Source organism: Brachybacterium endophyticum (assembly GCF_003130585.1).
Classification (GTDB): domain Bacteria; phylum Actinomycetota; class Actinomycetes; order Actinomycetales; family Dermabacteraceae; genus Brachybacterium; species Brachybacterium endophyticum.
Window position 1 is genome coordinate 222576 of the sequence record NZ_QFKX01000005.1, and the last position, 20087, is coordinate 242662.

The window sequence follows — 20087 nt, forward strand, 5'->3', positions numbered from 1 at the left end:
GTCGCGCACCCGACCCGGTCGTCACCCGCCCAGCACTCCGCCCCAGGAGTGCGCGAGGCGGAGCGGTGGGAGGCGACGACCCAGTACGAACCAAGATGGAGCAGTGACGTGGTGTACGCAATCGTCCGCGCAGGCGGTCGTCAGGAGAAGGTGTCGGTCGGCGACACCATCGTGATCAACCGCGTCACCGGCGAGGCGGGCCAGAGCGTCGACTTCACCCCCGTCCTGCTGGTGGACGGCGACACGGTGACCTCGACCAAGGACGACCTCGCGAAGGTCACCGTCTCGGCGGAGAAGGTCGAGGACCTCCGCGGTCCGAAGATCCGCATCCTCAAGTACAAGAACAAGACGGGCTACAAGAAGCGTCAGGGCCACCGCCAGGAGCTCACCCGTCTGAAGATCACGGGCATCGCCTGAGCGTCGCCCCTCAAGGCTGAACGAGAGAAGGTTCTTCCATGGCACACAAGAAGGGCGCAAGCTCCTCGAAGAACGGTCGTGACTCCAACGCGCAGCGTCTGGGCGTCAAGCGCTTCGGCGGCCAGCAGGTCGGCGCGGGCGAGATCATCATCCGCCAGCGCGGCACCCACATCCACCCCGGTGCCGGCGTCGGCCGCGGCAACGACGACACGCTGTTCGCCCTCACCGAGGGCACCGTCGAGTTCGGCCGCAAGCGCGACCGCAACGTCGTCAACGTGATCGCCGGCGCCTGAGTCCCTCAGGCTGCCAGGCAGCACACCTCATGAAGGGGCGGAGCACCAGCTCCGCCCCTTCGTGCATCCCGCGGGCCTCCACGCCCGCGGGCCCGACCCCACCGAGCAGGAGACCCTTCCCATGGCCACCTTCGTCGATCGCGTCGTCCTGCACGTCACCGGCGGTGACGGCGGGAACGGCGCCGCCTCCATCCGCCGCGAGAAGTTCAAGCCGCTGGCCGGGCCCGATGGTGCCAACGGAGGCCGAGGAGGAGACGTCGTCCTCGAGGTCGATCCCTCCACGACGACCCTGCTGAGCTACCACCACAAGCCCCACCAGCGCGCGCTCTCCGGGGACTTCGGCAAGGGCGACCTGCGCCACGGCGCCAACGGCGAGGACCTGGTGCTGTCCGTCCCGGACGGCACGGTGGTCGCCGACAAGAGCGGCGCCGTGCTGGCGGACATGATCGGCGCGGGGACCCGCTTCGTCGCCGCGCGCGGCGGCCAGGGCGGACTGGGCAACGCCGCGCTCGCCTCCCCAAAGCGCAAGGCGCCCGGCTTCGCCCTGCTGGGGGAGCCGGGGGAGGAGCGCAGCCTCGTCCTCGAGCTCAAGAGCGTCGCCGACGTCGCCCTCGTGGGGTACCCCAGCGCGGGAAAGAGCTCCCTGATCGCGGCGATGAGCGCTGCCCGCCCGAAGATCGCCGACTACCCCTTCACCACCCTGGTTCCCAACCTCGGCGTGGTCCAGGCCGGCGAGCACCGTTTCACCATGGCCGACGTCCCTGGACTGATCCCCGGTGCGAGCAGCGGGAAGGGTCTGGGACTGGACTTCCTGCGCCACATCGAGCGCTGCCACGTCATCGTGCACGTCCTGGACGCGGCCGCGCTGGAGTCCGACCGTGACCCGGTCGGCGACCTGGAGACGATCGAGAGCGAGCTCACCGCCTACGCGCAGCGCCTCGACGAGGAGACCGCCGAGCGCACACCGCTGATGGAGCGCCCGACGGTCGTGGTGCTCAACAAGACCGATCTGCCCGACGGCTCGGACATGGCAGACCTCGTGCGGGAGAAGCTCGCCGAGCGCGGCGTGCCCGTCTTCGAGGTCAGCGCCATCTCCCACAAGGGTCTGCGCGAGCTCGGCTTCGCCCTCGGCGAACTCGTCGAGACGGCACGCGAGGAGCTGCCCGCCCTCGAGCCGGCACCGATCGTGATCACGCCGCGCTCCCGTGACGACAAGGGCTTCGCCGTCGTCACCGAGCAGTACGACGGCGCGAACGCGTTCCGCGTGATCGGCGACAAGCCCCAGCGCTGGGTGCGCCAGACCGACTTCAGCAACGACGAGGCCGTGGGCTTCCTCGCCGACCGGCTCGCCCGGCTGGGCGTCGAGGAGGAGCTGTACCGTGCGGGAGCCGTGGCCGGCAGCACGGTGCTGATCGGTCCTGGACAGGACGCCGTGGTCTTCGACTGGGAGCCCACAATGGTGGGAGGCGCCGAGCTGCTCGGCCGCCGCGGCACCGATCGCCGCCTCGAGGACCATCACCGTCCGACCCGTGAGGAGAAGCGGGAGGATCAGCGTGAGCGCGTCGCATCCCGCATGCAGCGGATCGAGGCGATGGAGGAGGAGCGCCGCGCCGGGCACTGGGCCGACCCGACGATCGACGACCAGGAGGACTGAGCATGCCCACGACCATCGACGAACCGCACCAGCCCGCGCGCCTGCAGGCCCGCACCGACATCCCCGGGCCTCGTCGAGCCGTGGTCAAGATCGGCTCCTCGAGCCTCACCCGCGAGGACGGTCATCTCGACGAGACCGGCCTGCGGATCATCGCCGACCAGATCGCCCACCTCCTGGAGGACGGCTGGGACGTCGTGGTGATCTCCTCCGGCGCGATCGCCGCGTCTCTGCGTCCCCTCGAGCTCGATGCCCGCCCGAAGGACGTCCCCTCCCAGCAGGCGGCCGCGAGCGTCGGTCAGGCACTCCTGGCCACGGCGTGGTCCGCCGCCTTCGGGGCGCACGGCCGGATCACCGGGCAGGTGCTGCTCACCGAAGCAGACGTCATCCGCCGCGAGACCTACGGCAGCGTGCGCACGGCCCTCGAGGCGATGCTCGAGCTCGGCGTGATCCCGATCGTCAACGAGAACGACACCACCGCGACCCACGAGATCCGCTTCGGCGACAACGACCGTCTCGCCGCCCTCACCTCCCAGCTGCTGGGGGCGGACCTGCTGGTGCTGCTCACCGACGTCGACGGCCTCTACACCAAGAATCCGGCGGAGCCCGATGCGGAGCGCCTCAGCGTCGTCGAGGACTTCGCGGCGCTGACCGGCGTGAACGTCGGATCGGTGGGGTCGTCGGTGGGCACCGGTGGCATGGTCACCAAGCTCGACGCCGCCCACCACGCCGCCAGCACCGGCACCGCGACCCTGCTGACCGCCGCCGAGAACTTCGGGCGCGGGGTCGCAGGGGAGGACGTCGGAACCTTCTTCCCCGCCCAGCAGGGTCGCCGGCGTTCCCGCCTGGTGTGGCTGCGCTACGCGACCCGTGGTGCCGGAACGCTGGTCGTGGACCAGGGGGCGGCCGATGCGCTGCGCTCCCGCCGCCGCTCCCTGCTCGCCGTCGGCATCGCCGAGGTGGACGGAGCGTTCCCCGCCGGGGTGCCGGTGGACGTCGCCGCCCCGGACGGCGAGGTGATCGCCCGAGGCCTGGTCACCTACAGCAGCGAGGACCTGCGCGCGATGGCGGGACTGACCACGAAGGAGCTGCGCGCACGCATGGGCGAGCGCTACGGCCGCTCGGTCGTCCACCGGGACGACATGGTGCTGATGACCTCGCCGGTCGCCGAGGCGACCGGCGGGGGCGGGGCCTCCTCGAAGAAGGAGCGGAAGTAGAGGCCGGGTCCCGCGGGGCCCGGGAGGTTCTCAACCGTTCCCGGGCAGGCCCTCGCCCTCGCGCGGGTAGCTGGACTGGGCGCCGTCCCGGGTGACCGAGGCCGCCGCGACACGGGTCGCGAAGCGCGCCGCGTCGACGAGGGCGGCGTCCTCGGACAGACGCACCGCGAGGGCCCCGACGAACGCGTCGCCCGCGCCGGTCGTGTCCACCGCGTCCACGCTCAGCCCGGGCGCCTCCTGCAGGTCCCAGCCATCCGCCGTCGGCGTGCCGACGAGCGCGCCGGCGGCGCCGAGGGTGAGGACGAGCGTGCGGATCCCCGCCTCGTGCAGCGCCCGGGCGAGGTCGGCGGGGGAGAGGCCGTCGACGCTGCCGGGCCCCGCGGTGAGCTGGGCGAGCACGAGCGCTGCCTCGTGCTCGTTGACCACGAGCGGGTCCGCCGAGCACAGCACCTCCGCATCGAGCTCCAGCACCGGGGCCGGGTTCAGGATCACCCGGCCCGTGGCCAGGCGCGCGGCGGCCTCGATGCCCTCCCGGGGGATCTCGCCCTGGAGCACCACCACTCGCGCGGAGGCGATGACCTCGGAGCATGCGCCCACGGCGTCCGCGTCCATCGCGCCGTTCGCGCCCGGGACCACGACGATCGTGTTCTCGCCGTCCTCGGAGACCGTCACCACCGCGAGCCCCGTCGGCCCGTCGACCCGGCGCACCGCCGTGAGGTCGGCGCCGCTGCCCTCGAGCACGGAGAGGGCATCGGAGGCCATGGCGTCGGTGCCCACGGCACCGACCATCGCCACCCGGCCTCCCATCAGAGCGGCCGCGGCCGCCTGGTTCGCACCCTTCCCTCCCGGGCGCACCTGGCCGCCGGTGCCGTGCAGGGTCTCGCCCGGGCGGGGATGACGAGAGACCCGGGTGCTGAGGTCGGCGTTGATGGAGCCGACCACGACGATAGGGGCGGAGGCCCCGGACTCCGAGGGGAGATCGGTCGGACCGGCAGCAGGGCGGACGGAGTCGTTCATGCCCTGATTGTCCCGCACCGCCGAGGTCGATATCGCCGTCGGCGGACGCCGCTGGGGTTCGCGGGGCGGTCCCTCTAGTCTGGAGTTATGGACGAGACGACGACATCGACGCCCATCACGAACACCGCGGCACCGGCCGGGGCCGCCCCCTCGGTCGCGCCCGCTGCCGCGAGCGGTGACAGCAGCGCGCAGGCCCCGAGCGCCGGCGATGCCTCGACGCCCTCCGTCGAGAGCGCCGTGCTGGAGGCCGCAGCACGCGCGAAGGACGCCCAGCCCGCTCTCGCCGCCCTCAGTCGCGAGCGCAAGGACACCATGCTGCGCGCGATGGCCGATGCCCTCGTGGCCCGCGACACCGAGATCATCGAGGCCAACGCTCGCGACATCGCCGAGGCCGACGCCACCGGGATCGAGGCCGGTCTGCGGGACCGCCTGCTGCTGGACTCCGACCGCGTGGCGGCGATCGCGCAGCAGTTGCGCGACGCGGCATCCCTTCCCGATCCCATCGGCGAGGTGGTGCGCGGCGGGCTGCTCGCCAACGGCCTCGAGCTGCGCGAGGTGCGAGTGCCCCTCGGCGTGATCGGCATGATCTACGAGGCGCGCCCCAACGTGACCGTGGACGCAGCGGGACTCTCGCTGAAGGCCGGCAGCGCCGTGGTGCTGCGCGGCGGCTCGGCCGCTCTGCACTCCAACACCGCACTGATCGCCGTGCTCCAGGACGTCCTGGAGGAGCAGGGACTGCCGCGGGACCTCGTGGTCGGCATCGACGAGCACGCGCGCGCAGGGGCCGACGTGCTGATGCGCGCCCGCGGCCTGGTGGACGTGCTGATCCCGCGCGGCGGAGCGGGCCTGATCCGTCGCGTCGTCGAGACGGCGAAGGTGCCGGTGATCGAGACCGGCACCGGCACCACGCACGTCTTCGTCGACGCCTCCGCCGACGTCGAGCAGGCCGCCGCCATCGTCGAGAACTCCAAGACCCAGCGGATCGGCGTGTGCAACGCGCTCGAGACGCTGCTGGTGCATCGCGATGCCGCCGAGCAGGCGCTGCCCGAGATCGCGAGCGCTCTGGCCCCGCACGGAGTCACCCTCCACGCCGACGAGACCGCGCAGGGCATCCTCTCCCGCGCCGAGGGCGCCGACTCGCGGCCCCATCCGGTCGTGGTCCCCGCGACGGAGGAGGACTGGGAGACCGAGTACCTCTCGCTGGACCTCGCCGTGCGCGTGGTCGAGGACATCGACGAGGCGATCGCCCACATCCGCCGCTACTCCTCGGGGCACACGGAGTCGATCCTGACCCGCGACCTCGCCTCCCAGCGCCTGTTCACCACGGCCGTGGACTCGGCGGTGGTGATGGTCAACGCGGCCACCCGCTTCTCCGACGGCGCCGAGTTCGGCTTCGGCGCCGAGATCGGGATCTCCACCCAGAAGCTGCATGCCCGCGGGCCGATGGGTCTGCCCGAGATCACCTCCACCAAGTGGATCGTGATCGGCGAGGGCCATGTGCGCCCCTGATCGCTCGGGCGGGGGCCGCCCCTGAGAATCCGCGCACGACGCGGACGGCCGACGGGGCCGAGCCCGCGCAGGCTATGGGATGATGGGCGCGTTCACGTTCATCGAAAGGTGCACTCATGCTCGACCACGTCATGATCCTCGCCGAGGGTGCTTCTCACGCGGAGGAGGGCGGCGTCCCGCCGATCCTCGTCGGCGGAGCCATGTTCATCGGCCTGCTAATCCTCCTGGGCATCACCTACCTGTTCAGCGGCCAGAACCAGCGCCCCGCGAGGGGGCACGGCAGCTCGCATGAGCGCGAGGGCCAGGGGTCGACGTCCTCGGACTCCACCCGGCACTGACGGATGGAGGGCCAGCGGCGACGGATTGGCGTGATGGGCGGGACGTTCGACCCGATCCATCACGGCCACCTCGTGGCCGCCAGCGAGGTGCAGAGCGTCTTCGGTCTCGACGCGGTCGTCTTCGTCCCCACCGGCCGGCCGTGGCAGAAGGCCGAGAAGGACATCTCGGACCCGGAGCACCGCTATCTGATGACGGTGGTCGCGACGGCGGCCAATCCCGTGTTCACGGTCTCGCGCGTCGACATCGACCGCCCCGGCGCGACCTTCACGATCGACACCCTGCGGGACCTGCACGACCAGCACCCCGATGCCGACCTGTTCTTCATCACCGGTGCGGACGCCCTGCAGTCCATCCTCACCTGGAAGGACACCCGGGAGATCTTCGAGCTGGCGCACTTCGTGGGGGTCACCCGACCGGGCCACGAGCTCGAGACCGAGGGGCTCCCCGCCGACCGCGTCACCCTGATCGAGGTCCCCGCGATGGCGATCAGCTCGACGGACTGCCGCGAGCGCGTGGCCGCCGACCAGCCCGTGTGGTACCTGGTGCCCGACGGCGTGGTCCAGTACATCAACAAGTACGCCCTGTACACAGGAGGTGACGGCAATGAGTGAGAGCGACGCCGAGCAGTCGACCCGACGCCACGGACGCCGAGCACGTCGGCTCACGCCGGAGGAGACCGCCCAGCAGCAGGTCCTCGCGGCCCAGCACACCGGGGAGCAGCCGCGCACCTCCGCGTCACCCTCGGAGCCGTCGCACGACGAAGCCGGGCCCGCCGATGCGGCTGCCGCGTCCGCGGGCAGCTCCCATGTCGACGAGGGCACGAGCAGCTCGGCCCTTCCCGCCGGCAGGCCCGCCTCCCGCGGTGCGGTCGCGCCGCCCACGGCCGACGCCCCCGTCCCCAAGCTCCGCAAGTTCGGCAAGCGCGCCCGCATCGTCGAGGTCGAGCCGGATCCGGACGAGGCGCGCGACGACGCGACGGCCGGCGACACGGACGGCTCGGCGCAGAGCAGCGGCGAGAACGCCGCGGCGGCCGACGGGGCTGCGGAGGCCGACGGGGCCGGCGCCTCACGCGGCGAGCACTCGAGCGCCGGGGGCCACGCCCCCGCGAGCGCGTCGCGGTCCACGTCCGGTCCCGCCGCATCCGCGCCCTCGAGCTCCTGCACGTCCACCGCCACCATCGAACGGGACGCCGACGGCGTCGAGCTCGGCGAGCTCACCGTCTCCGAGGCGCCGGGCCCCAAGCCCGCGCCCCGCTTCGAGGGTCGTGTGCTCAGCCGCCCGGAGCAGGGCCGGGGACGGCCCCTGCTGTGGATCGTCTGGGTGCTGATCGCCCTCGCCATCATCGCCCTAGTGGTCCTGCTCGCCACGGGCGTCCTCGGCCCCGGCTCCGCCCAGGCGCAGGGTCTCGCCGATCATCTCTACGGTGCGGCCGCCGCAGCCGATCCGTCCCCGTCACCCGCCACTCTCTCCGACCTGGAGGTCACCTCCGCGTGAGCGCTTCGCCCGAATCCCTCGACCTCGCCCGCGCTGCCGCGCAGGCCGCCTCCGACAAGCTCGCCGGGGAGGTCATCGGCCTGGACGTCTCCGAGCAGGTCGTGATCACCGACGTGTTCATCGTCTGCAGCGGCTCGTCCGAGCGACAGGTCAGCGCCATCGTCGGCGGCGTCGAGGAGGAGCTCATCAAGGAGCACTCACGCAAGCCGCTGCGCCGGGAGGGGGAGCGCGACGCCCGGTGGGTGCTGCTCGACTACGGCGACATCGTCGTGCACGTCCAGCACTCCGAGGACCGCGCCTTCTACGCCCTCGAGCGCCTCTGGCGCGACGCGCCCGTCGTCGACCTTCAGCTCGACGAGCACCACGGTCCCGAGGCGGACGGATCCGGCGCCCCGGCATGAGCGATCCTCGCAGCCGGCTGCTGCTGGTCCGCCACGGGGAGACCGACCACAACCGCGAGGGGCGCCTGCAGGGACAGGTGGACATCCCCCTGAACGCGACCGGTCGGGACCAGGCCCGTGCGATCGGCCGGACCCTGGCCGGCCACCACTTCGACGCCGTGCTCAGCTCCCCGCTGGGGCGCGCCCGCGACACCGCCCAGGTGATCGCCGAGGCATGCGGCCTCAGCGACATCGAGATCGAGCCCGGCGTCATCGAGCAGAGCTTCGGGTCCTGGGAGGGACTGACCGGGGAGCAGATCCGGACGGACTGGCCGGATCTCCACACCCGCTGGCGGGCGGGTCAGCCGGTTCCGGGCGTGGGGATCGAGGACCGCGCGGTGGTGGGGGAGCGGGTCGCCGCCGCATGCCTGCGCGCTCTCGAGGAAAGGCCCGGCGGGACGGTGCTCGTGGTCTCCCACGGCGCGGCGATCCGCGCGGGCGTGACCGCCCTGATCGGGCTCGACCCGCGGGCCTTCCACGGCATCGGCGGGATGGGGAATTGCCACCGCAGCCTGCTCGAACCCTTGCGCAGCGATGCCGACGGACTGCTGATGAGGTTGCTGTCACACAACGTCCCACCCGATTTCACGTGATGCTGGGGAGCCTGTAGACTCATCGAGTCGTTGCGGCGGACCGAGAGGTCAGAACCGCTCCGGCACCCGATACGGGGCTATGGCGCAGTTGGTAGCGCGCTTCCATGGCATGGAAGAGGTCAGGGGTTCGATTCCCCTTAGCTCCACTCGAGAAACCGTGAGACAGTGACTCGTGTCGAAGGCCCCCACCGGATGGTGGGGGCCTTCGTCGTCCGAGCGGCCCCGGCCCCGAGAGCGAGGAGCATATGGACACCGAATCCGAGCGCCCGCGGATCGACCGCATCTCAGTGCGCGGAGCGAGCGAGCATAATCTGCGCGACCTCGACGTGGACATCCCCCGCGACACGGTGGTCGCCTTCACGGGCATCTCGGGATCCGGGAAGTCCTCGCTCGCCTTCGGGACCCTCTACACCCAGTCCCGTCAGCGCTATCTCGAATCGGTCTCGCCCTATGCGCGTCGGCTGATCGATCAGGGCGCCGCACCGCGGGTGCGCCGCATCTCCGGACTGCCACCCGCGGTGGCCCTGCGCCAGCAGCACAGCGCCGGCTCCCGCTCCTCGGTGGGGACGGTCTCGAGGATCTCCAACGTGCTGCGCATGCTCTTCTCCCGCTCCGGCACCTATCCCGAGGGTTACCGGCCCGCGGACCTCGCCGGATCCTTCCCACGGGATGCCGCCCCGCTGGACTCCGACAGCTTCTCGCCGAACACGGCCGTGGGCGCCTGCCGGGTGTGCTCGGGACTGGGGCGACAGCTCCAGGTCGACGAGTCACTCCTGGTGGGGGATGCGGACCTCAGCATCGAGGACGGCGCCATCGCCGCCTGGCCAGGTGCCTTCGGCGGCAAGAACTACCGCCGCATCCTGCGGATCCTCGGCGTGGACGTCGACGCCCCCTTCCGGAGCCTCCCGGCCGGGACCCGCCATTGGGTCCTCACCACCGACGAGCAGCCGACGGTGGCGGTGGACCGGCGTTACAAGGGCACCTACATGAGCCCGAAGCGGTGGGTCGAGCACACGTTCAAGGACTCGCCCTCGGCGCGGAACCGCGCCAAGGCCGCCGCGTTCATGTCCGACCAGGTGTGTCCGGCCTGCCACGGCAAGCGACTGAACCCCGAGGCCCTCGCCGTCACCATCGCCGGGCACGACATCGCCGAGGCCTCCCAGCTGCCGCTCGTGGACCTGCGGGAGCTGCTGGCGAGCGCCCGCACCCATCCCGACACCCAGGAGCTCGCCGCCGAGCGGCACCAGGCCGCGCTCGCCCTCGTCGACGTGCTCGAGGAACACCTGGCGACCCTCATCGACCTGGGGCTCGGCTACCTCGCCACCGGCCGTCCCACCTCGACCCTCTCCAGCGGAGAGCTGCAGCGCCTCCACCTGGCCACGCAGCTGCGCAGCGGACTGTTCGGCGTGCTGTACGTGCTCGACGAGCCCTCCGCCGGCCTCCACCCCAGCGACACCGAGCTGCTGCTGGACGCCCTGGCCCGCCTGCGGGACGAGGGCAACACCGTCTTCGTCGTCGAGCACAGTGCGACCCTGATCCGCTCCGCCGAGTGGATCGTGGACATGGGCCCCGGGGCCGGGCGCTACGGAGGCGACGTCCTGTTCAACGGGCCCGCCGAGGGGCTGGGCGACGTCACCGGCTCGGCGACGGCCCGTTATCTGCGCGAGGACCCACCCGTCGTGCCCGGGCCACCCGCCCCGCGCACCCCGAGCGGTTGGATCACCGTGCACGGCGTCACCGGCCACAACCTGGACGGGGCCGACGTGCGCCTCCCGCTGGGCGCTCTCAGCGCGATCACGGGCGTGTCCGGATCGGGCAAGACCAGCGTGCTCACGGTGCTGGCCGACGCCGTCCGCGATCGGCTCGACGAGTCCCCCGCCGACGACACGGAGAGCACCGCCGGCGAGTCCGCGACCGATGCGCTCACCGAAGGCGTGCCGCTGTGGGACCTCGGCGTCGACGAGCTGCACAGCACCTCGGCCGAGGGCCTGGAGGCGATCGACCGTCTGGTCGTCGTCGACCAGAAGCCGATCGGCCGCAGCTCCCGCTCGAACCTCGCGACCTACACCGGTCTCTTCGAAACGGTGCGCCGCCTGTTCGCGAGCCTGCCGGCGGCGAAGGAGCGCGGCTTCGGCGTCGGGCGCTTCTCCTTCAACCAACCGCAGGGACGCTGCCCGCACTGCCTGGGCGACGGCGTGGTCAGCATCGAACTGCTCTTCATGCCCACCGAGACCACCACCTGCCCCGTGTGCCGGGGCCGGCGCTACAACCCCGAGACCCTCGAGGTCGAGTACCGCGGGCACAGCATCGCCGACGTGCTGGCCATGAGCGTCGACGACGCCGCCGAGCTGCTCGCCGACGTCCCCGCCGCACACCGCATCCTGCAGCTGCTGACCGGCATCGGTCTGGGCTACGTGTCGCTGGGGCAGAGCGCCCCGACGCTCAGCGGGGGAGAGGCTCAGCGCATCAAGCTGGTCTCCGAGCTGCATCGCGCCCCGCGCGGGCACAGCCTCTACCTGCTGGACGAGCCGACCACGGGATTGCACCCGGCCGACATCGACCTGCTGATCGGCCAGCTGCAGAAGCTCGTGGACGGCGGCAGCACCGTCGTGATCGCCGAGCACGACGTGCGCACCCTCGCCGCCTGCGACCACCTGGTCGACATGGGACCGGGCGCCGGGGACGACGGAGGACAGGTGATCGCCGAGGGCACGCCCGATGCCGTCGCCACGACGGAGCACAGCCGCACCGCACGCCACCTGCGGGCGGCGGTCGAGAAGCGACGCGCAGCCGCCGGCTGACGTCGAGCACCCCCACCGGCTCCTCCGGGCTGCGACAGGCGGCTGCGACGTCCGCCGGAGGGCTCGACGGGCAGGTCTCAGACGCTCGGGTGCTCGAGCGACTCGGCGAGCTCCCGGCGGACCTCCTCGGGCACCAGGGAGGTCTGCTCCTCGACGTCGAAACCGTGCTCGCGCATCCAGTCGTCCGCGAAGATCTTGCCGAGGTAGCCCCGGCCATGATCGGGGAGCACCGCGACGACGACCGCCTCGGCGGGCAGCTCCCGCGCCGCCCGCAGCGCCGCGACGACGGTCATGCCGCTCGATCCGCCCACCAACAGCCCCTCCTCGCGGGCGAGCCGTCGGGTCATCGCGAAGGACTCGGCGTCGTGGACGCGGTGGAAGGCGTCCACGATCACGGGGTCGAAGGTCTCGGGGAAGAACGTGAGCCCGACGCCCTCGACGAGGTTGGCGTGGACCTGGTCGGGATCCGAGGGGTCGGCCGAGTAGACGGATCCCTCGGGATCCGCGCCGATCACCTGGACGCGCCCCTCGGACGCCTCCTTGAGGAACCGGCCCGCTCCCGTGATCGTCCCGCCGGTCCCGATGCCGGCGACCAGGTGAGTCACCGTCCCGTCGGTGTCGCGCCAGATCTCCGGGCCCGTGGTCTGGAAGTGGGCCAGCGGCCCGCCCTGGTTCACGAACTGGTTGGGCTGGAAGGCACCCGGGATCTCGCGGGTGAGGCGGTCGGCCACGCTGTAGTAGGAGCGAGGGTCCTCCTTCGCCACGGCGGCGGGTGTCACCACCACCTCGGCTCCGTAGGCGGTGAGGATCGCCCGGCGATCCGCGCCGACCTTGTCGGGCACCACGAAGACCGTCCGGTAGCCGCGCTGCTGGGCGATCAGAGCCAGCCCCACACCGGTGTTCCCGCTCGTGGGCTCGACGATCACGCCGCCCGGGCGCAGCCTGCCCTCCCTCTCGGCCGCGTCGATGATGGTGCGAGCGATGCGGTCCTTGGAGGACGCACCGGGATTGAGGTACTCGACCTTGGCCAGGACGGTCGCGTCGATCCCCTCGGTGACGCGACGCAGACGGACCAGGGGAGTGGAGCCGACGAGATCGGCCACGGAATCGGCGTAGTGCACGGACGTTCCTCGGGTAGGACCAGGCTGTACCGCAGCGCACCGGCGGTGCGTGAGGGGTCAACCGTAAGCATCGCGCCGTCGGCGGCCAAACGGTGGCCGGCGTGAGCGAACTCCCTCGCGCGGGTGCGCCCGCGCGGGTGAGCCCGCTCGGCGGCGTCGTGGTCGCGTGGCGGCGTCAGCTCAGGGTGCTGCGGATGCTCAGGTCCTTCCGAGGCCCCCGTACGTGCCAGGTCACGTGCCAGCTCCCGTCCCCGGGCACGTCGATGCGTCCGTCGTAGACGTCGCTCCCGCACGGATGCACCACCTGTGTGCCCGGCGCCCAGGAATGGAACTCACGGCCGTCGGCGAACAGCACCATCCATCCCTCCACCCGTTCCTCGACGAGCAGCTCGCGGCTGACCGGGATGCGGCTGCCGTCACCGCGCACCATGGTCCCGGTCTCGGTCCACGCCACTCGTCCGTCCTCCCGCCGGGAGAGCTCGGTGCTGCCGGTGACGTGCAGCCGCTCGCCGGAGGCTCGGTCCTCGATGGTCCGGGTCAGGGTCCAGGTGCCCAGCAGGTCCGGCGGTGTGGTCCGCTGGGATGCAGCGGCCGTCACCGGGGCCGGCCCTCGCTCCCGTCGGCCGGCGCCGCTCCCTGGCGTGCGTGCCATGCCTCGCGCCGACGCGCCCGCTCGGCCTCGTCGGCCTCGCGCGTGCCGCGCACCCAGCGGCTCGACGCGGGCAGGTACAGGAGGACGAGGACCGCGATCCACAGCAGGATGGTCGGCGCGAGGCCGTTGCCGGCGTTGTAGAAGATCTGGCCGAGGACGAGGAACGTCAGCCACGTCCTCGTGCCGGTGCCGACGCTGCGGGGGAGCCGTGCGACGAGCACGGCGACGATGGCGAGGACCATGAGATGCACCAGCGCGATGATGACGCTGACGAACGATGCACCCAGTTGCTGGCCGGTCGGCGAGACCCCGGTGAGAGCCCCGCGAACGGCCATGAGCACGACGCCGATCACCGACAGCGCGAGCGCGATCCAGCTGATCACCACCGCCGCGGTCACCGTGCCGGGGGCCCCGGGGCGTTGCACGGGGGAGCTCGTCCCCTGGGCCGACCCCTGGCCGCGCTGAGCTGCGGGTGTCGGTGCGGGTGCCGGTCCGGTCGGCAGGTGCTGGTGCTGCTGGTCGCTCATCCCTCGAGGCTAGCGGCCGGGACGCACGCCGGCAGCGGTTCACCGCCCGCGGTGGAAAAGCCCGTGACATCCGGGCCGCCACGCGGGAATACTTCCCCGGGCGCCGACGTTCCCCGAGGTGCCGTTCCGCGCAGATGCCTGGCGCCGGATCCGGCGCTGTCGTCATCGGGGCGGCCCGTACCTCGTCACCGTCACCCCATCGCCGATCCCGACGCGCTCGAGGATCCTCCGACACCGCGTCCCACGCTCCGGCGTCCGCCGCCCTGACCCCAGGAGAACGATGTCCTCCTCCGATGCCTCCCGCACCGCGCCGTCGGCACCCGAGATCGACCCGCAGGGGATGCGGGTGATCTGGCTGCTGCTGATCGCCGCCTTCGTCGCGATCCTCAACGAGACCACGATGGCGATCGCCATTCCGCACCTGAACGCCGACCTGGGCGTCGCTCCCGAGAACGGCCAATGGCTCACCAGCGGGTTCATGCTCACCATGGCCGTGGTCATCCCGACCACGGGTTTCCTGCTGCTGCGCCTGACCACACGGCAGGTCTTCCTCGCCGCGATCACCGCCTTCTCCCTGGGCACCCTGATCTGCCTGACGGCGCTGGGCTTCCCGCAGCTGCTGGTGGGAAGGGTCGTGCAGGCCGTCGGCACCGGCATCATGATGCCGCTCCTGATGACCACCATCATGAACGTGGTCCCCGCCCACTCCCGCGGCCGGATGATGGGCCGCGTGGGCCTCGTGATCTCGCTCGCCCCCGCCATCGGCCCCACCCTGTCCGGTGCCGTCCTGGACACCCTCGGGTGGCGCTACCTGTTCGGGATCGTGCTGCCGATCGCCGTGATCGCCCTGCTGCTCGGCGCCCGCTGGATGACGAACCTGGGGGAGACGCTCCGCGTGCCCCTGGACGTGCTCTCCGTCGTCCTCTCCGCGCTCTCCTTCGGCGGGATCGTCTACGGGCTGAGCCTGCTGGGCTCCGCCGAGTCCGCGGGGTCCGGAGGCGGGGGCTCCACGCTGCCCGGCCTCGGTGCGGCCGGATCGGCCGCGGTGCTGATCATCGTCGGCCTGGTCCTGCTCGCCCTGTTCAGTCTGCGCCAGATCTCGCTGCAGCGCCGTGACGACGCCCTGCTGGACCTGCGGGTCTTCCTCTCGCGGAACTTCACCCTCTCGGTCGTGATCATGGGCGTGGTCGCGATGGCGATGTTCGGGACCCTGACCCTGCTGCCGCTGTACCTCCAGAACGTGGCGGGGCTGGACGCGCTGCTGTCCGGTCTGATCCTGATGCCCGGCTCGATCCTGATGGGCGTGCTGGGCCCGTTCATGGGCAGGCTGTACGACAGTCACGGCCCGCGGGTGCTGCTGATCCCGGGCACCATCGTGGTGGCGGCCTCGCTGCTGTTCTACTCGACGGTCGGCGAGGACACCGCCTGGCCCGTGCTGATGGTCGTGCAGACCGTGATGTCGGTCGGGCTGGCGATGACCTTCACCCCGCTGTTCTCCGCCTCGCTCGGCTCGTTGCGCCGGCGTCTGTACTCCCACGGCTCCGCGGCCCTGAACACCCTGCAGCAGGTGGGCGGCGCGGCCGGTGTCGCGGTGCTGATCGGCCTGTACTCCTCGATCCTGCACCAGGGGGAGGCCGAGGGCCTGAGCACGAGCGCGGCCGGGGCCCCCGGCGCCCGAACGGCCTTCCTGGTCGCCGGGATCATCGCGCTGGTCCCGGTGGTGCTGGCCTGGTTCGTCCGCGCTCCCGAGGAGAACGAGGAGACCGACGCCGAGGTCCCGCTCGAGGCCGTGGCCTGAGCATCCCTGTGCACCCGCTCCCGAGCCCGCGCTCAGCGGCCCGGCGCTATCGTCGCTGAGCATGGATGACGCTCCGACCCTGGGACTCGACCTCGACGCCACCTTGATCCACGGCGCCCTGGGCACCGTTATCGCCGACCTCGGCCGCGACATCGAGGTCGAGCAGGGCATCGCCGGGATCCACGACCAGGTGATCGCCGAGGGGCACCGCCTGGTGGGGGAGGACCCTGCCCTCGCCTACGACTGGCAGGCCACCGTGGCGCGCATCTGCGCCACACGCGAGGCCGTCGTGCCCTTCGACATCGCCGAGCGTCTCGCCGAGGTGGCCGACGAGCGCACGCTCCTGCTCGAGGACGCGACCGTCCCCGTCCTGCGCACGATCGGCGCCCGGGGCTGGAGACGGGTCGTGCTGACCAACGGCTGGCGCCGCTACCAGGACCCCGCTCTGCGCGCGGTGGGACTGACCGAGGTGATCGACGACGTCGTCACGGCCGACGCCGTCGGCGCCCCGAAGCCCGCCGCCGCGATGTTCGCGGCGGCACGGGGTGAGCACGGCGGAGGGCTCGTCCACCTCGGCGACCGCCTGGACGACGACGTGCTCGGCGCGCACGGCGCCGGCGCGCGAGCGATCCTGTACTGCCCCTGGGCGCCGACCGCCGTGCACGGCCCCTGCGACGAGGTCGGGCAGGGCGCCCTGCGGGGCTTCCTCCGCGACCTCGCGCAGCGGCAATCGGCACGGGTGCACCCCGCGGATCCCCAGGTGCGGCCCGATGCGGTGATCACCACGATCGAGGACCTCCCGGCGCTGCTGCCGGCCTTCGCAGAACCCGTCTGAGACCGCTCCGGGACAACTCTCCACGGCCAGTCCTCAGCCGCCCGGCGGGAGCTGATCCGAGGAGGCGCCGCACCCGGTGCCGGACATGTCCCCACACGGCGTGCGACCTGCACCGCAGCCATGGATCGGACTCCGCCGCCTGCCGTAGAGTCGAGGACATGACGCATGCGAACGGACCGGACACTCCCGCCGCGGAGCAGGACGAGCGCCCCCAGCGCCCCAAGCGCGTGCAGGCGGTGCTCGAGGTCATCGGCAAGCAGCGGATCACCCCGAATCTCTTGCGGGTGGTGCTGGGCGGCGAGCAGGTGAGCCTGCTGCGCGACAACGACTGCACCGACAAGTACGTGAAGCTGCTGCTCGCCCAGCCGGGCAGCGGCCTTCAGCCTCCCTACGACCTGGAGGGCCTGCGCGAGAGGGCGCCCGAGTCCCTGCCCTCGCGCCGCACCTACACCGTGCGCCACTGGGACCGCGAGAAGGGCCAGATCACGCTGGACTTCGTCATCCACGGGGAGGGCACCATCGACGGCATCGCGGCGGCCTGGGCCGATGCCGTGCTGCCCGGCGACGTCATCGCCGTCAGCGGCGCGGGCGGCAAGTACTCGCCGAACCCCGACAGCGGCTTCCACCTGCTGATCGGCGACCATTCCGCGCTGCCGGCGATCTCCTCGGCCCTGGAGGCCATGGATCCCGCCGCGCGCGGCGTGGCCCTGATCCACCTCGACCACGCGGAGGACAGGCAGGAACTCGACCACCCGGCAGGCATCGACGTGCGATGGGTGCAGGGCGAGCGATCCCAGCTCGTCGACGAGGTCGCAGAGCTCGAGATCCCGACCGACGACGTCCAGGTCTTCGCGCACGGGGAGCGCGGTGTCATCAAGCAGATCCGACGGAACCTCGTGAAGGAACGGGGCATCGAGAAGTCGCGGGTCTCGATCTCCGCCTACTGGGCCGACGGCCGCATCGAGGACCAGTTCCAGGCCGAGAAGCGCGAGCCCGTCGGCCGCATCGAGGACTGAGCGGCGATGGACGAGACCGCGGGTGAGCCCCTGCAGGAGCTGGTGATCGGCGAGGACGGGCTGGCCCGACCTCTCTGGGCGAGCAGGCACCAGGACCTGCAGGACTACTACGACCATGAATGGGGGATGCCCCTGTACGGCGAGGACGAGGTGTTCGAGCGACTCGCCCTCGAGGGCTTCCAGTCCGGCCTCTCCTGGGCGACGATCCTGCGGCGGCGCGAGGGGTTCCGGCGCGCCTTCGCCTGCTTCGATCCCGACGCGGTCGCCCGCTTCGACGAGGACGACGTCGCCCGGCTGCTCGCCGACGAGGGAATCATCCGTCACCGCGGGAAGATCGAGGCGACCATCGCCAACGCGCGGGCCGCCCTCGCCCTGCGCGGCACCGAGGGGATCGGAGCACGCGGCGACCTGCCCGCGGGCTCCACCCTCGCCGATCTGGTGTGGTCCTACCGGCCCCCTCGCAGCCCGGCGCCCCGGACCTTCTCCGAGGTCCCCACCACCTCCGAGGAGTCCCGAGCGCTCGCCCGGGAGCTGAAGAGCAGGGGCTTCCGCTTCGTGGGCCCCACCACGATGTATGCGCTGATGGAGGCCCTGGGCATCGTCGACACCCACCTGGTGGGCTCCCACCGTCGTGGCAGCTCCGGGCTGTGGGACGAGAGCGGCGCACCCCGGGATCGCACCGGAGCGGACTGACAGGACCCCGTCGGACGGACACACGCGGTCACACTGCTGGGACCGGCGCCGCCGTGCGCGCCACAGTGGGGGAGTCCGTTCCACGGGAGGAGAGGTCATGTCGACGCAGGCTGTGCATGCCGGATGGGACGCCCGCGGGGAGCACGGACCGATGGTGCCCCCGGTCTACGCCACGTGCGCCTACGCCCACCCGTCGCACGACTCCCTGAAAGCGCTGTTCGCGCGCGAGACCAAGGGGTTCGCCTACTCCCGCTCGGGCAACCCCACCACCCGGGTGCTCGAGGAGAGGATCACGGCGCTGGAGGGCGGCGTCGATGCGATCGCCGTGGCCAGCGGCCAGGCCGCCATGACGATCGCCCTGTGCGCGCTGCTCGAGCCGGGCACGCACGTGGTGGCCTCCTCGCGCCTGTACGGCGGGACCACGGAGCTGCTCGACGACACCCTCGCGGACCTGCGGGTCGATTGGACCGCCGTGGACCCCGCGGATCTCGACGCCTGGCGCGCGGCGCTCCGTCCCGAGACCCGCGTGCTGCTGGTGGAGTCGATCGCCAACCCCGGGGCCGAGCTCGCCGACATCGACGCGATCAGCGAGATCGCCCATCGGCACGGGGCGGTCGTGGTCGCGGACTCGACCCTCGCCAGCCCCGCGCTCTACCGGCCGGGAGAGCACGGCGCCGACGTCGTCGTCCACTCGGCCACGAAGTACCTCGCCGGCCACGGCGGGACCTTCGCCGGTCTGCTCGTGGACACGGGCTGCTTCGATCCGCGGCGATGTCCCGAGCGCTGGCCCCGACTCACGGAGCCGAACTCCCGCTTCCATGTCACCTTCGCCGACGAGTACGAGCGCGGAGGATCCGGCCTGATCGCCTATGCACGTGCGAAGTACGTGACCGACTTCGGGGCGACCCTTCCCGCCCAGAGCGCACGCGAGGTCCTCGTCGGCATCGAGACCCTCGACCTCCGACTCGAGCGGATCAGCGCGAGCGCGCTGAGCATCGTCGGGGCCCTGCAGGACTCGCAGGGCATCGAGCGGGTCAACCACCCCAGCTCCCCGGGCCGCCCCGACCGTCACCTGCTCGCGCGGGACTTCCCGCAGGGTGCCGCAGGGGTGTTCTCCGTGGACCTGGCCGGAGGGGAGGTGGCAGCGGCCGCCTTCTGCGACGCGCTCGAGCTGTTCTCCCTGGCCGTCAACATCGGTGACGTGCGCTCTCTCGTCTGTCATCCGGCGAGCACGACCCACGTGCACCTGCGCGAGGAGCAGCGCGCCGCCTGCGGGGTCGGGCCCGGAACGGTGCGCCTCAGCATCGGGCTCGAGGACGTCGAGGACCTGCTCGCGGATCTCGGACGCGGGCTCGCAGCCGCTCGAGGAGCCGCTGCCGGGGAAGCACTCAGCTCCCGGAGCGCCGCCCTCGTGTGAACTTCTTGACCCGCTCGAACCAGCCGGCGGTGGCCACGGCTCCGCCGACCCCGCCGTTGACGGCGCCGCCGACCGATGCCGCGGTGAGACGGTCCGCGCAGCGCGAGCACAGGGTGCGGCCCGTGATCGATGTCCGGGCCGTGCCTCGGATCTTCTGTCGGCACTGTTCGCATCGCATGGGTCCGATGGTGCCAGATCTCCACCCCGAGCGTCCGCGATCGACCGGGTGTTCCTCGGGCGCCGGGTCGTCCTCGGTC

General features: G+C 71.9%; 20 protein-coding genes, 1 tRNA gene and 1 pseudogene. 17 read left to right on the forward strand and 5 right to left on the reverse strand.

Going from position 1 to position 20087, the window contains the following annotated elements:
* Nucleotides 1-108 precede the first annotated feature (108 nt).
* The 4 genes from rplU to proB all read left to right on the forward strand — a co-directional run bounded on the left by rplU (nucleotide 109) and on the right by proB (nucleotide 3578).
* Nucleotides 109-417 (forward strand): 50S ribosomal protein L21, encoded by a 309-nt coding sequence (gene rplU / locus DEO23_RS13135; RefSeq protein WP_109276468.1) that lies wholly within the window; start codon nucleotides 109-111, stop codon nucleotides 415-417.
* A 38-nt stretch (nucleotides 418-455) separates the two neighbouring features.
* Nucleotides 456-710, forward strand: a complete 255-nt coding sequence (gene rpmA, locus DEO23_RS13140; protein WP_109276469.1) for a 50S ribosomal protein L27 — start codon at nucleotides 456-458, stop codon at nucleotides 708-710.
* 121 nt (nucleotides 711-831) lie between these two features.
* Complete coding sequence (obgE, locus tag DEO23_RS13145) at nucleotides 832-2364, forward strand: GTPase ObgE (protein WP_109276470.1); 1533 nt, start codon at nucleotides 832-834, stop codon at nucleotides 2362-2364.
* A gap of 2 nt (nucleotides 2365-2366) precedes the next feature.
* Nucleotides 2367-3578 carry a glutamate 5-kinase gene (gene proB / locus DEO23_RS13150; protein WP_109276471.1) on the forward strand — a complete coding sequence of 404 codons (1212 nt, stop codon included), beginning with the start codon at nucleotides 2367-2369 and terminating at the stop codon, nucleotides 3576-3578.
* Nucleotides 3579-3608: 30 nt separating this feature from the next.
* On the opposite strand, the gene DEO23_RS13155 is transcribed toward proB, so the two are convergent.
* Complete coding sequence (locus DEO23_RS13155) at nucleotides 3609-4595, reverse strand: ribokinase (RefSeq protein ID WP_109276472.1); 987 nt, start codon at nucleotides 4593-4595, stop codon at nucleotides 3609-3611.
* Between the two features lie 87 nt (nucleotides 4596-4682).
* Between DEO23_RS13155 and DEO23_RS13160 the strand changes: the two genes are divergently transcribed.
* The 8 genes from DEO23_RS13160 to DEO23_RS13195 all read left to right on the forward strand — a co-directional run bounded on the left by DEO23_RS13160 (nucleotide 4683) and on the right by DEO23_RS13195 (nucleotide 11771).
* On the forward strand, nucleotides 4683-6104 hold the full coding sequence (locus DEO23_RS13160) for a glutamate-5-semialdehyde dehydrogenase (RefSeq protein ID WP_109276473.1): 1422 nt from the start codon (nucleotides 4683-4685) through the stop codon (nucleotides 6102-6104).
* Nucleotides 6105-6220: 116 nt separating this feature from the next.
* Nucleotides 6221-6442 (forward strand): hypothetical protein, encoded by a 222-nt coding sequence (locus DEO23_RS13165; RefSeq protein ID WP_109276474.1) that lies wholly within the window; start codon nucleotides 6221-6223, stop codon nucleotides 6440-6442.
* 33 nt (nucleotides 6443-6475) lie between these two features.
* On the forward strand, nucleotides 6476-7054 hold the full coding sequence (gene nadD, locus DEO23_RS13170; protein WP_240613402.1) for a nicotinate-nucleotide adenylyltransferase: 579 nt from the start codon (nucleotides 6476-6478) through the stop codon (nucleotides 7052-7054).
* The gene (locus DEO23_RS13175) at nucleotides 7047-7937 is read left to right on the forward strand and encodes a hypothetical protein (RefSeq protein WP_109276476.1); all 891 of its coding nucleotides are present in this window, start codon (nucleotides 7047-7049) and stop codon (nucleotides 7935-7937) included. The genes nadD and DEO23_RS13175 overlap by 8 nt, the downstream gene beginning before the upstream one ends.
* The gene (rsfS, locus tag DEO23_RS13180; RefSeq protein WP_109276477.1) at nucleotides 7934-8338 is read left to right on the forward strand and encodes a ribosome silencing factor; all 405 of its coding nucleotides are present in this window, start codon (nucleotides 7934-7936) and stop codon (nucleotides 8336-8338) included. The genes DEO23_RS13175 and rsfS overlap by 4 nt, the downstream gene beginning before the upstream one ends.
* Nucleotides 8335-8970, forward strand: coding sequence for a histidine phosphatase family protein (locus DEO23_RS13185; protein ID WP_109276478.1), 636 nt, complete (start codon nucleotides 8335-8337; stop codon nucleotides 8968-8970). Before rsfS ends, DEO23_RS13185 begins: the two co-directional genes overlap by 4 nt.
* A gap of 73 nt (nucleotides 8971-9043) precedes the next feature.
* Nucleotides 9044-9116: transfer RNA gene (locus DEO23_RS13190), tRNA-Ala, on the forward strand.
* A gap of 99 nt (nucleotides 9117-9215) precedes the next feature.
* Nucleotides 9216-11771, forward strand: a complete 2556-nt coding sequence (locus DEO23_RS13195) for an excinuclease ABC subunit UvrA (protein WP_109276479.1) — start codon at nucleotides 9216-9218, stop codon at nucleotides 11769-11771.
* Nucleotides 11772-11854: 83 nt separating this feature from the next.
* Here DEO23_RS13195 and DEO23_RS13200 read toward each other — a convergent pair.
* The 3 genes and pseudogenes from DEO23_RS13200 to DEO23_RS13210 form a co-directional block, all read right to left on the reverse strand.
* A pseudogene (locus tag DEO23_RS13200) lies at nucleotides 11855-12892 on the reverse strand (pyridoxal-phosphate dependent enzyme); the annotation flags it as partial.
* Nucleotides 12893-13067: 175 nt separating this feature from the next.
* The gene (locus DEO23_RS13205) at nucleotides 13068-13490 is read right to left on the reverse strand and encodes a DUF6314 family protein (protein ID WP_205678969.1); all 423 of its coding nucleotides are present in this window, start codon (nucleotides 13488-13490) and stop codon (nucleotides 13068-13070) included.
* The gene (locus tag DEO23_RS13210; protein ID WP_109276481.1) at nucleotides 13487-14071 is read right to left on the reverse strand and encodes a hypothetical protein; all 585 of its coding nucleotides are present in this window, start codon (nucleotides 14069-14071) and stop codon (nucleotides 13487-13489) included. The genes DEO23_RS13205 and DEO23_RS13210 overlap by 4 nt, the downstream gene beginning before the upstream one ends.
* Before the next feature lie 280 nt (nucleotides 14072-14351).
* Here DEO23_RS13210 and DEO23_RS13215 point away from each other — a divergent pair, with 280 nt between their 5' ends.
* From DEO23_RS13215 to DEO23_RS13235, 5 genes are all read left to right on the forward strand, one after another.
* The gene (locus DEO23_RS13215) at nucleotides 14352-15869 is read left to right on the forward strand and encodes an MDR family MFS transporter (protein ID WP_109276482.1); all 1518 of its coding nucleotides are present in this window, start codon (nucleotides 14352-14354) and stop codon (nucleotides 15867-15869) included.
* A gap of 61 nt (nucleotides 15870-15930) precedes the next feature.
* Entirely contained in the window at nucleotides 15931-16704 is a 774-nt protein-coding gene (locus DEO23_RS13220) for an HAD family hydrolase (RefSeq protein WP_109276483.1), read from the forward strand.
* 158 nt (nucleotides 16705-16862) lie between these two features.
* On the forward strand, nucleotides 16863-17720 hold the full coding sequence (locus DEO23_RS13225; protein WP_109276484.1) for a siderophore-interacting protein: 858 nt from the start codon (nucleotides 16863-16865) through the stop codon (nucleotides 17718-17720).
* A 6-nt stretch (nucleotides 17721-17726) separates the two neighbouring features.
* Nucleotides 17727-18413 carry a DNA-3-methyladenine glycosylase I gene (locus DEO23_RS13230; RefSeq protein ID WP_109276485.1) on the forward strand — a complete coding sequence of 229 codons (687 nt, stop codon included), beginning with the start codon at nucleotides 17727-17729 and terminating at the stop codon, nucleotides 18411-18413.
* A gap of 97 nt (nucleotides 18414-18510) precedes the next feature.
* Nucleotides 18511-19830 carry an O-acetylhomoserine aminocarboxypropyltransferase/cysteine synthase family protein gene (locus tag DEO23_RS13235; RefSeq protein ID WP_109276486.1) on the forward strand — a complete coding sequence of 440 codons (1320 nt, stop codon included), beginning with the start codon at nucleotides 18511-18513 and terminating at the stop codon, nucleotides 19828-19830.
* Here the strand turns inward: DEO23_RS13235 and DEO23_RS13240 are convergent.
* Nucleotides 19802-20008 carry a hypothetical protein gene (locus DEO23_RS13240; protein ID WP_109276487.1) on the reverse strand — a complete coding sequence of 69 codons (207 nt, stop codon included), beginning with the start codon at nucleotides 20006-20008 and terminating at the stop codon, nucleotides 19802-19804. The genes DEO23_RS13235 and DEO23_RS13240 overlap by 29 nt on opposite strands.
* Between the last annotated feature and the right edge of the window lie 79 nt (nucleotides 20009-20087).

What these genes read in the sequence shown, in the direction of transcription:
- rpmA (WP_109276469.1), top strand. Translation starts at nt 456, where the DNA reads ATGGCACACAAGAAGGGCGCAAGCTCCTCGAAGAACGGTCGTGACTCC.
- obgE (WP_109276470.1), top strand. Translation starts at nt 832, where the DNA reads ATGGCCACCTTCGTCGATCGCGTCGTCCTGCACGTCACCGGCGGTGAC.
- proB (WP_109276471.1), top strand. Translation starts at nt 2,367, where the DNA reads ATGCCCACGACCATCGACGAACCGCACCAGCCCGCGCGCCTGCAGGCC.
- DEO23_RS13155 (WP_109276472.1), bottom strand. Translation starts at nt 4,595, where the DNA reads ATGAACGACTCCGTCCGCCCTGCTGCCGGTCCGACCGATCTCCCCTCG.
- DEO23_RS13160 (WP_109276473.1), top strand. Translation starts at nt 4,683, where the DNA reads ATGGACGAGACGACGACATCGACGCCCATCACGAACACCGCGGCACCG.
- DEO23_RS13165 (WP_109276474.1), top strand. Translation starts at nt 6,221, where the DNA reads ATGCTCGACCACGTCATGATCCTCGCCGAGGGTGCTTCTCACGCGGAG.
- nadD (WP_240613402.1), top strand. Translation starts at nt 6,476, where the DNA reads ATGGGCGGGACGTTCGACCCGATCCATCACGGCCACCTCGTGGCCGCC.
- DEO23_RS13175 (WP_109276476.1), top strand. Translation starts at nt 7,047, where the DNA reads ATGAGTGAGAGCGACGCCGAGCAGTCGACCCGACGCCACGGACGCCGA.
- DEO23_RS13185 (WP_109276478.1), top strand. Translation starts at nt 8,335, where the DNA reads ATGAGCGATCCTCGCAGCCGGCTGCTGCTGGTCCGCCACGGGGAGACC.
- DEO23_RS13195 (WP_109276479.1), top strand. Translation starts at nt 9,216, where the DNA reads ATGGACACCGAATCCGAGCGCCCGCGGATCGACCGCATCTCAGTGCGC.
- DEO23_RS13210 (WP_109276481.1), bottom strand. Translation starts at nt 14,071, where the DNA reads ATGAGCGACCAGCAGCACCAGCACCTGCCGACCGGACCGGCACCCGCA.
- DEO23_RS13215 (WP_109276482.1), top strand. Translation starts at nt 14,352, where the DNA reads ATGTCCTCCTCCGATGCCTCCCGCACCGCGCCGTCGGCACCCGAGATC.
- DEO23_RS13220 (WP_109276483.1), top strand. Translation starts at nt 15,931, where the DNA reads ATGGATGACGCTCCGACCCTGGGACTCGACCTCGACGCCACCTTGATC.
- DEO23_RS13225 (WP_109276484.1), top strand. Translation starts at nt 16,863, where the DNA reads ATGACGCATGCGAACGGACCGGACACTCCCGCCGCGGAGCAGGACGAG.
- DEO23_RS13230 (WP_109276485.1), top strand. Translation starts at nt 17,727, where the DNA reads ATGGACGAGACCGCGGGTGAGCCCCTGCAGGAGCTGGTGATCGGCGAG.
- DEO23_RS13235 (WP_109276486.1), top strand. Translation starts at nt 18,511, where the DNA reads ATGTCGACGCAGGCTGTGCATGCCGGATGGGACGCCCGCGGGGAGCAC.
- DEO23_RS13240 (WP_109276487.1), bottom strand. Translation starts at nt 20,008, where the DNA reads ATGCGATGCGAACAGTGCCGACAGAAGATCCGAGGCACGGCCCGGACA.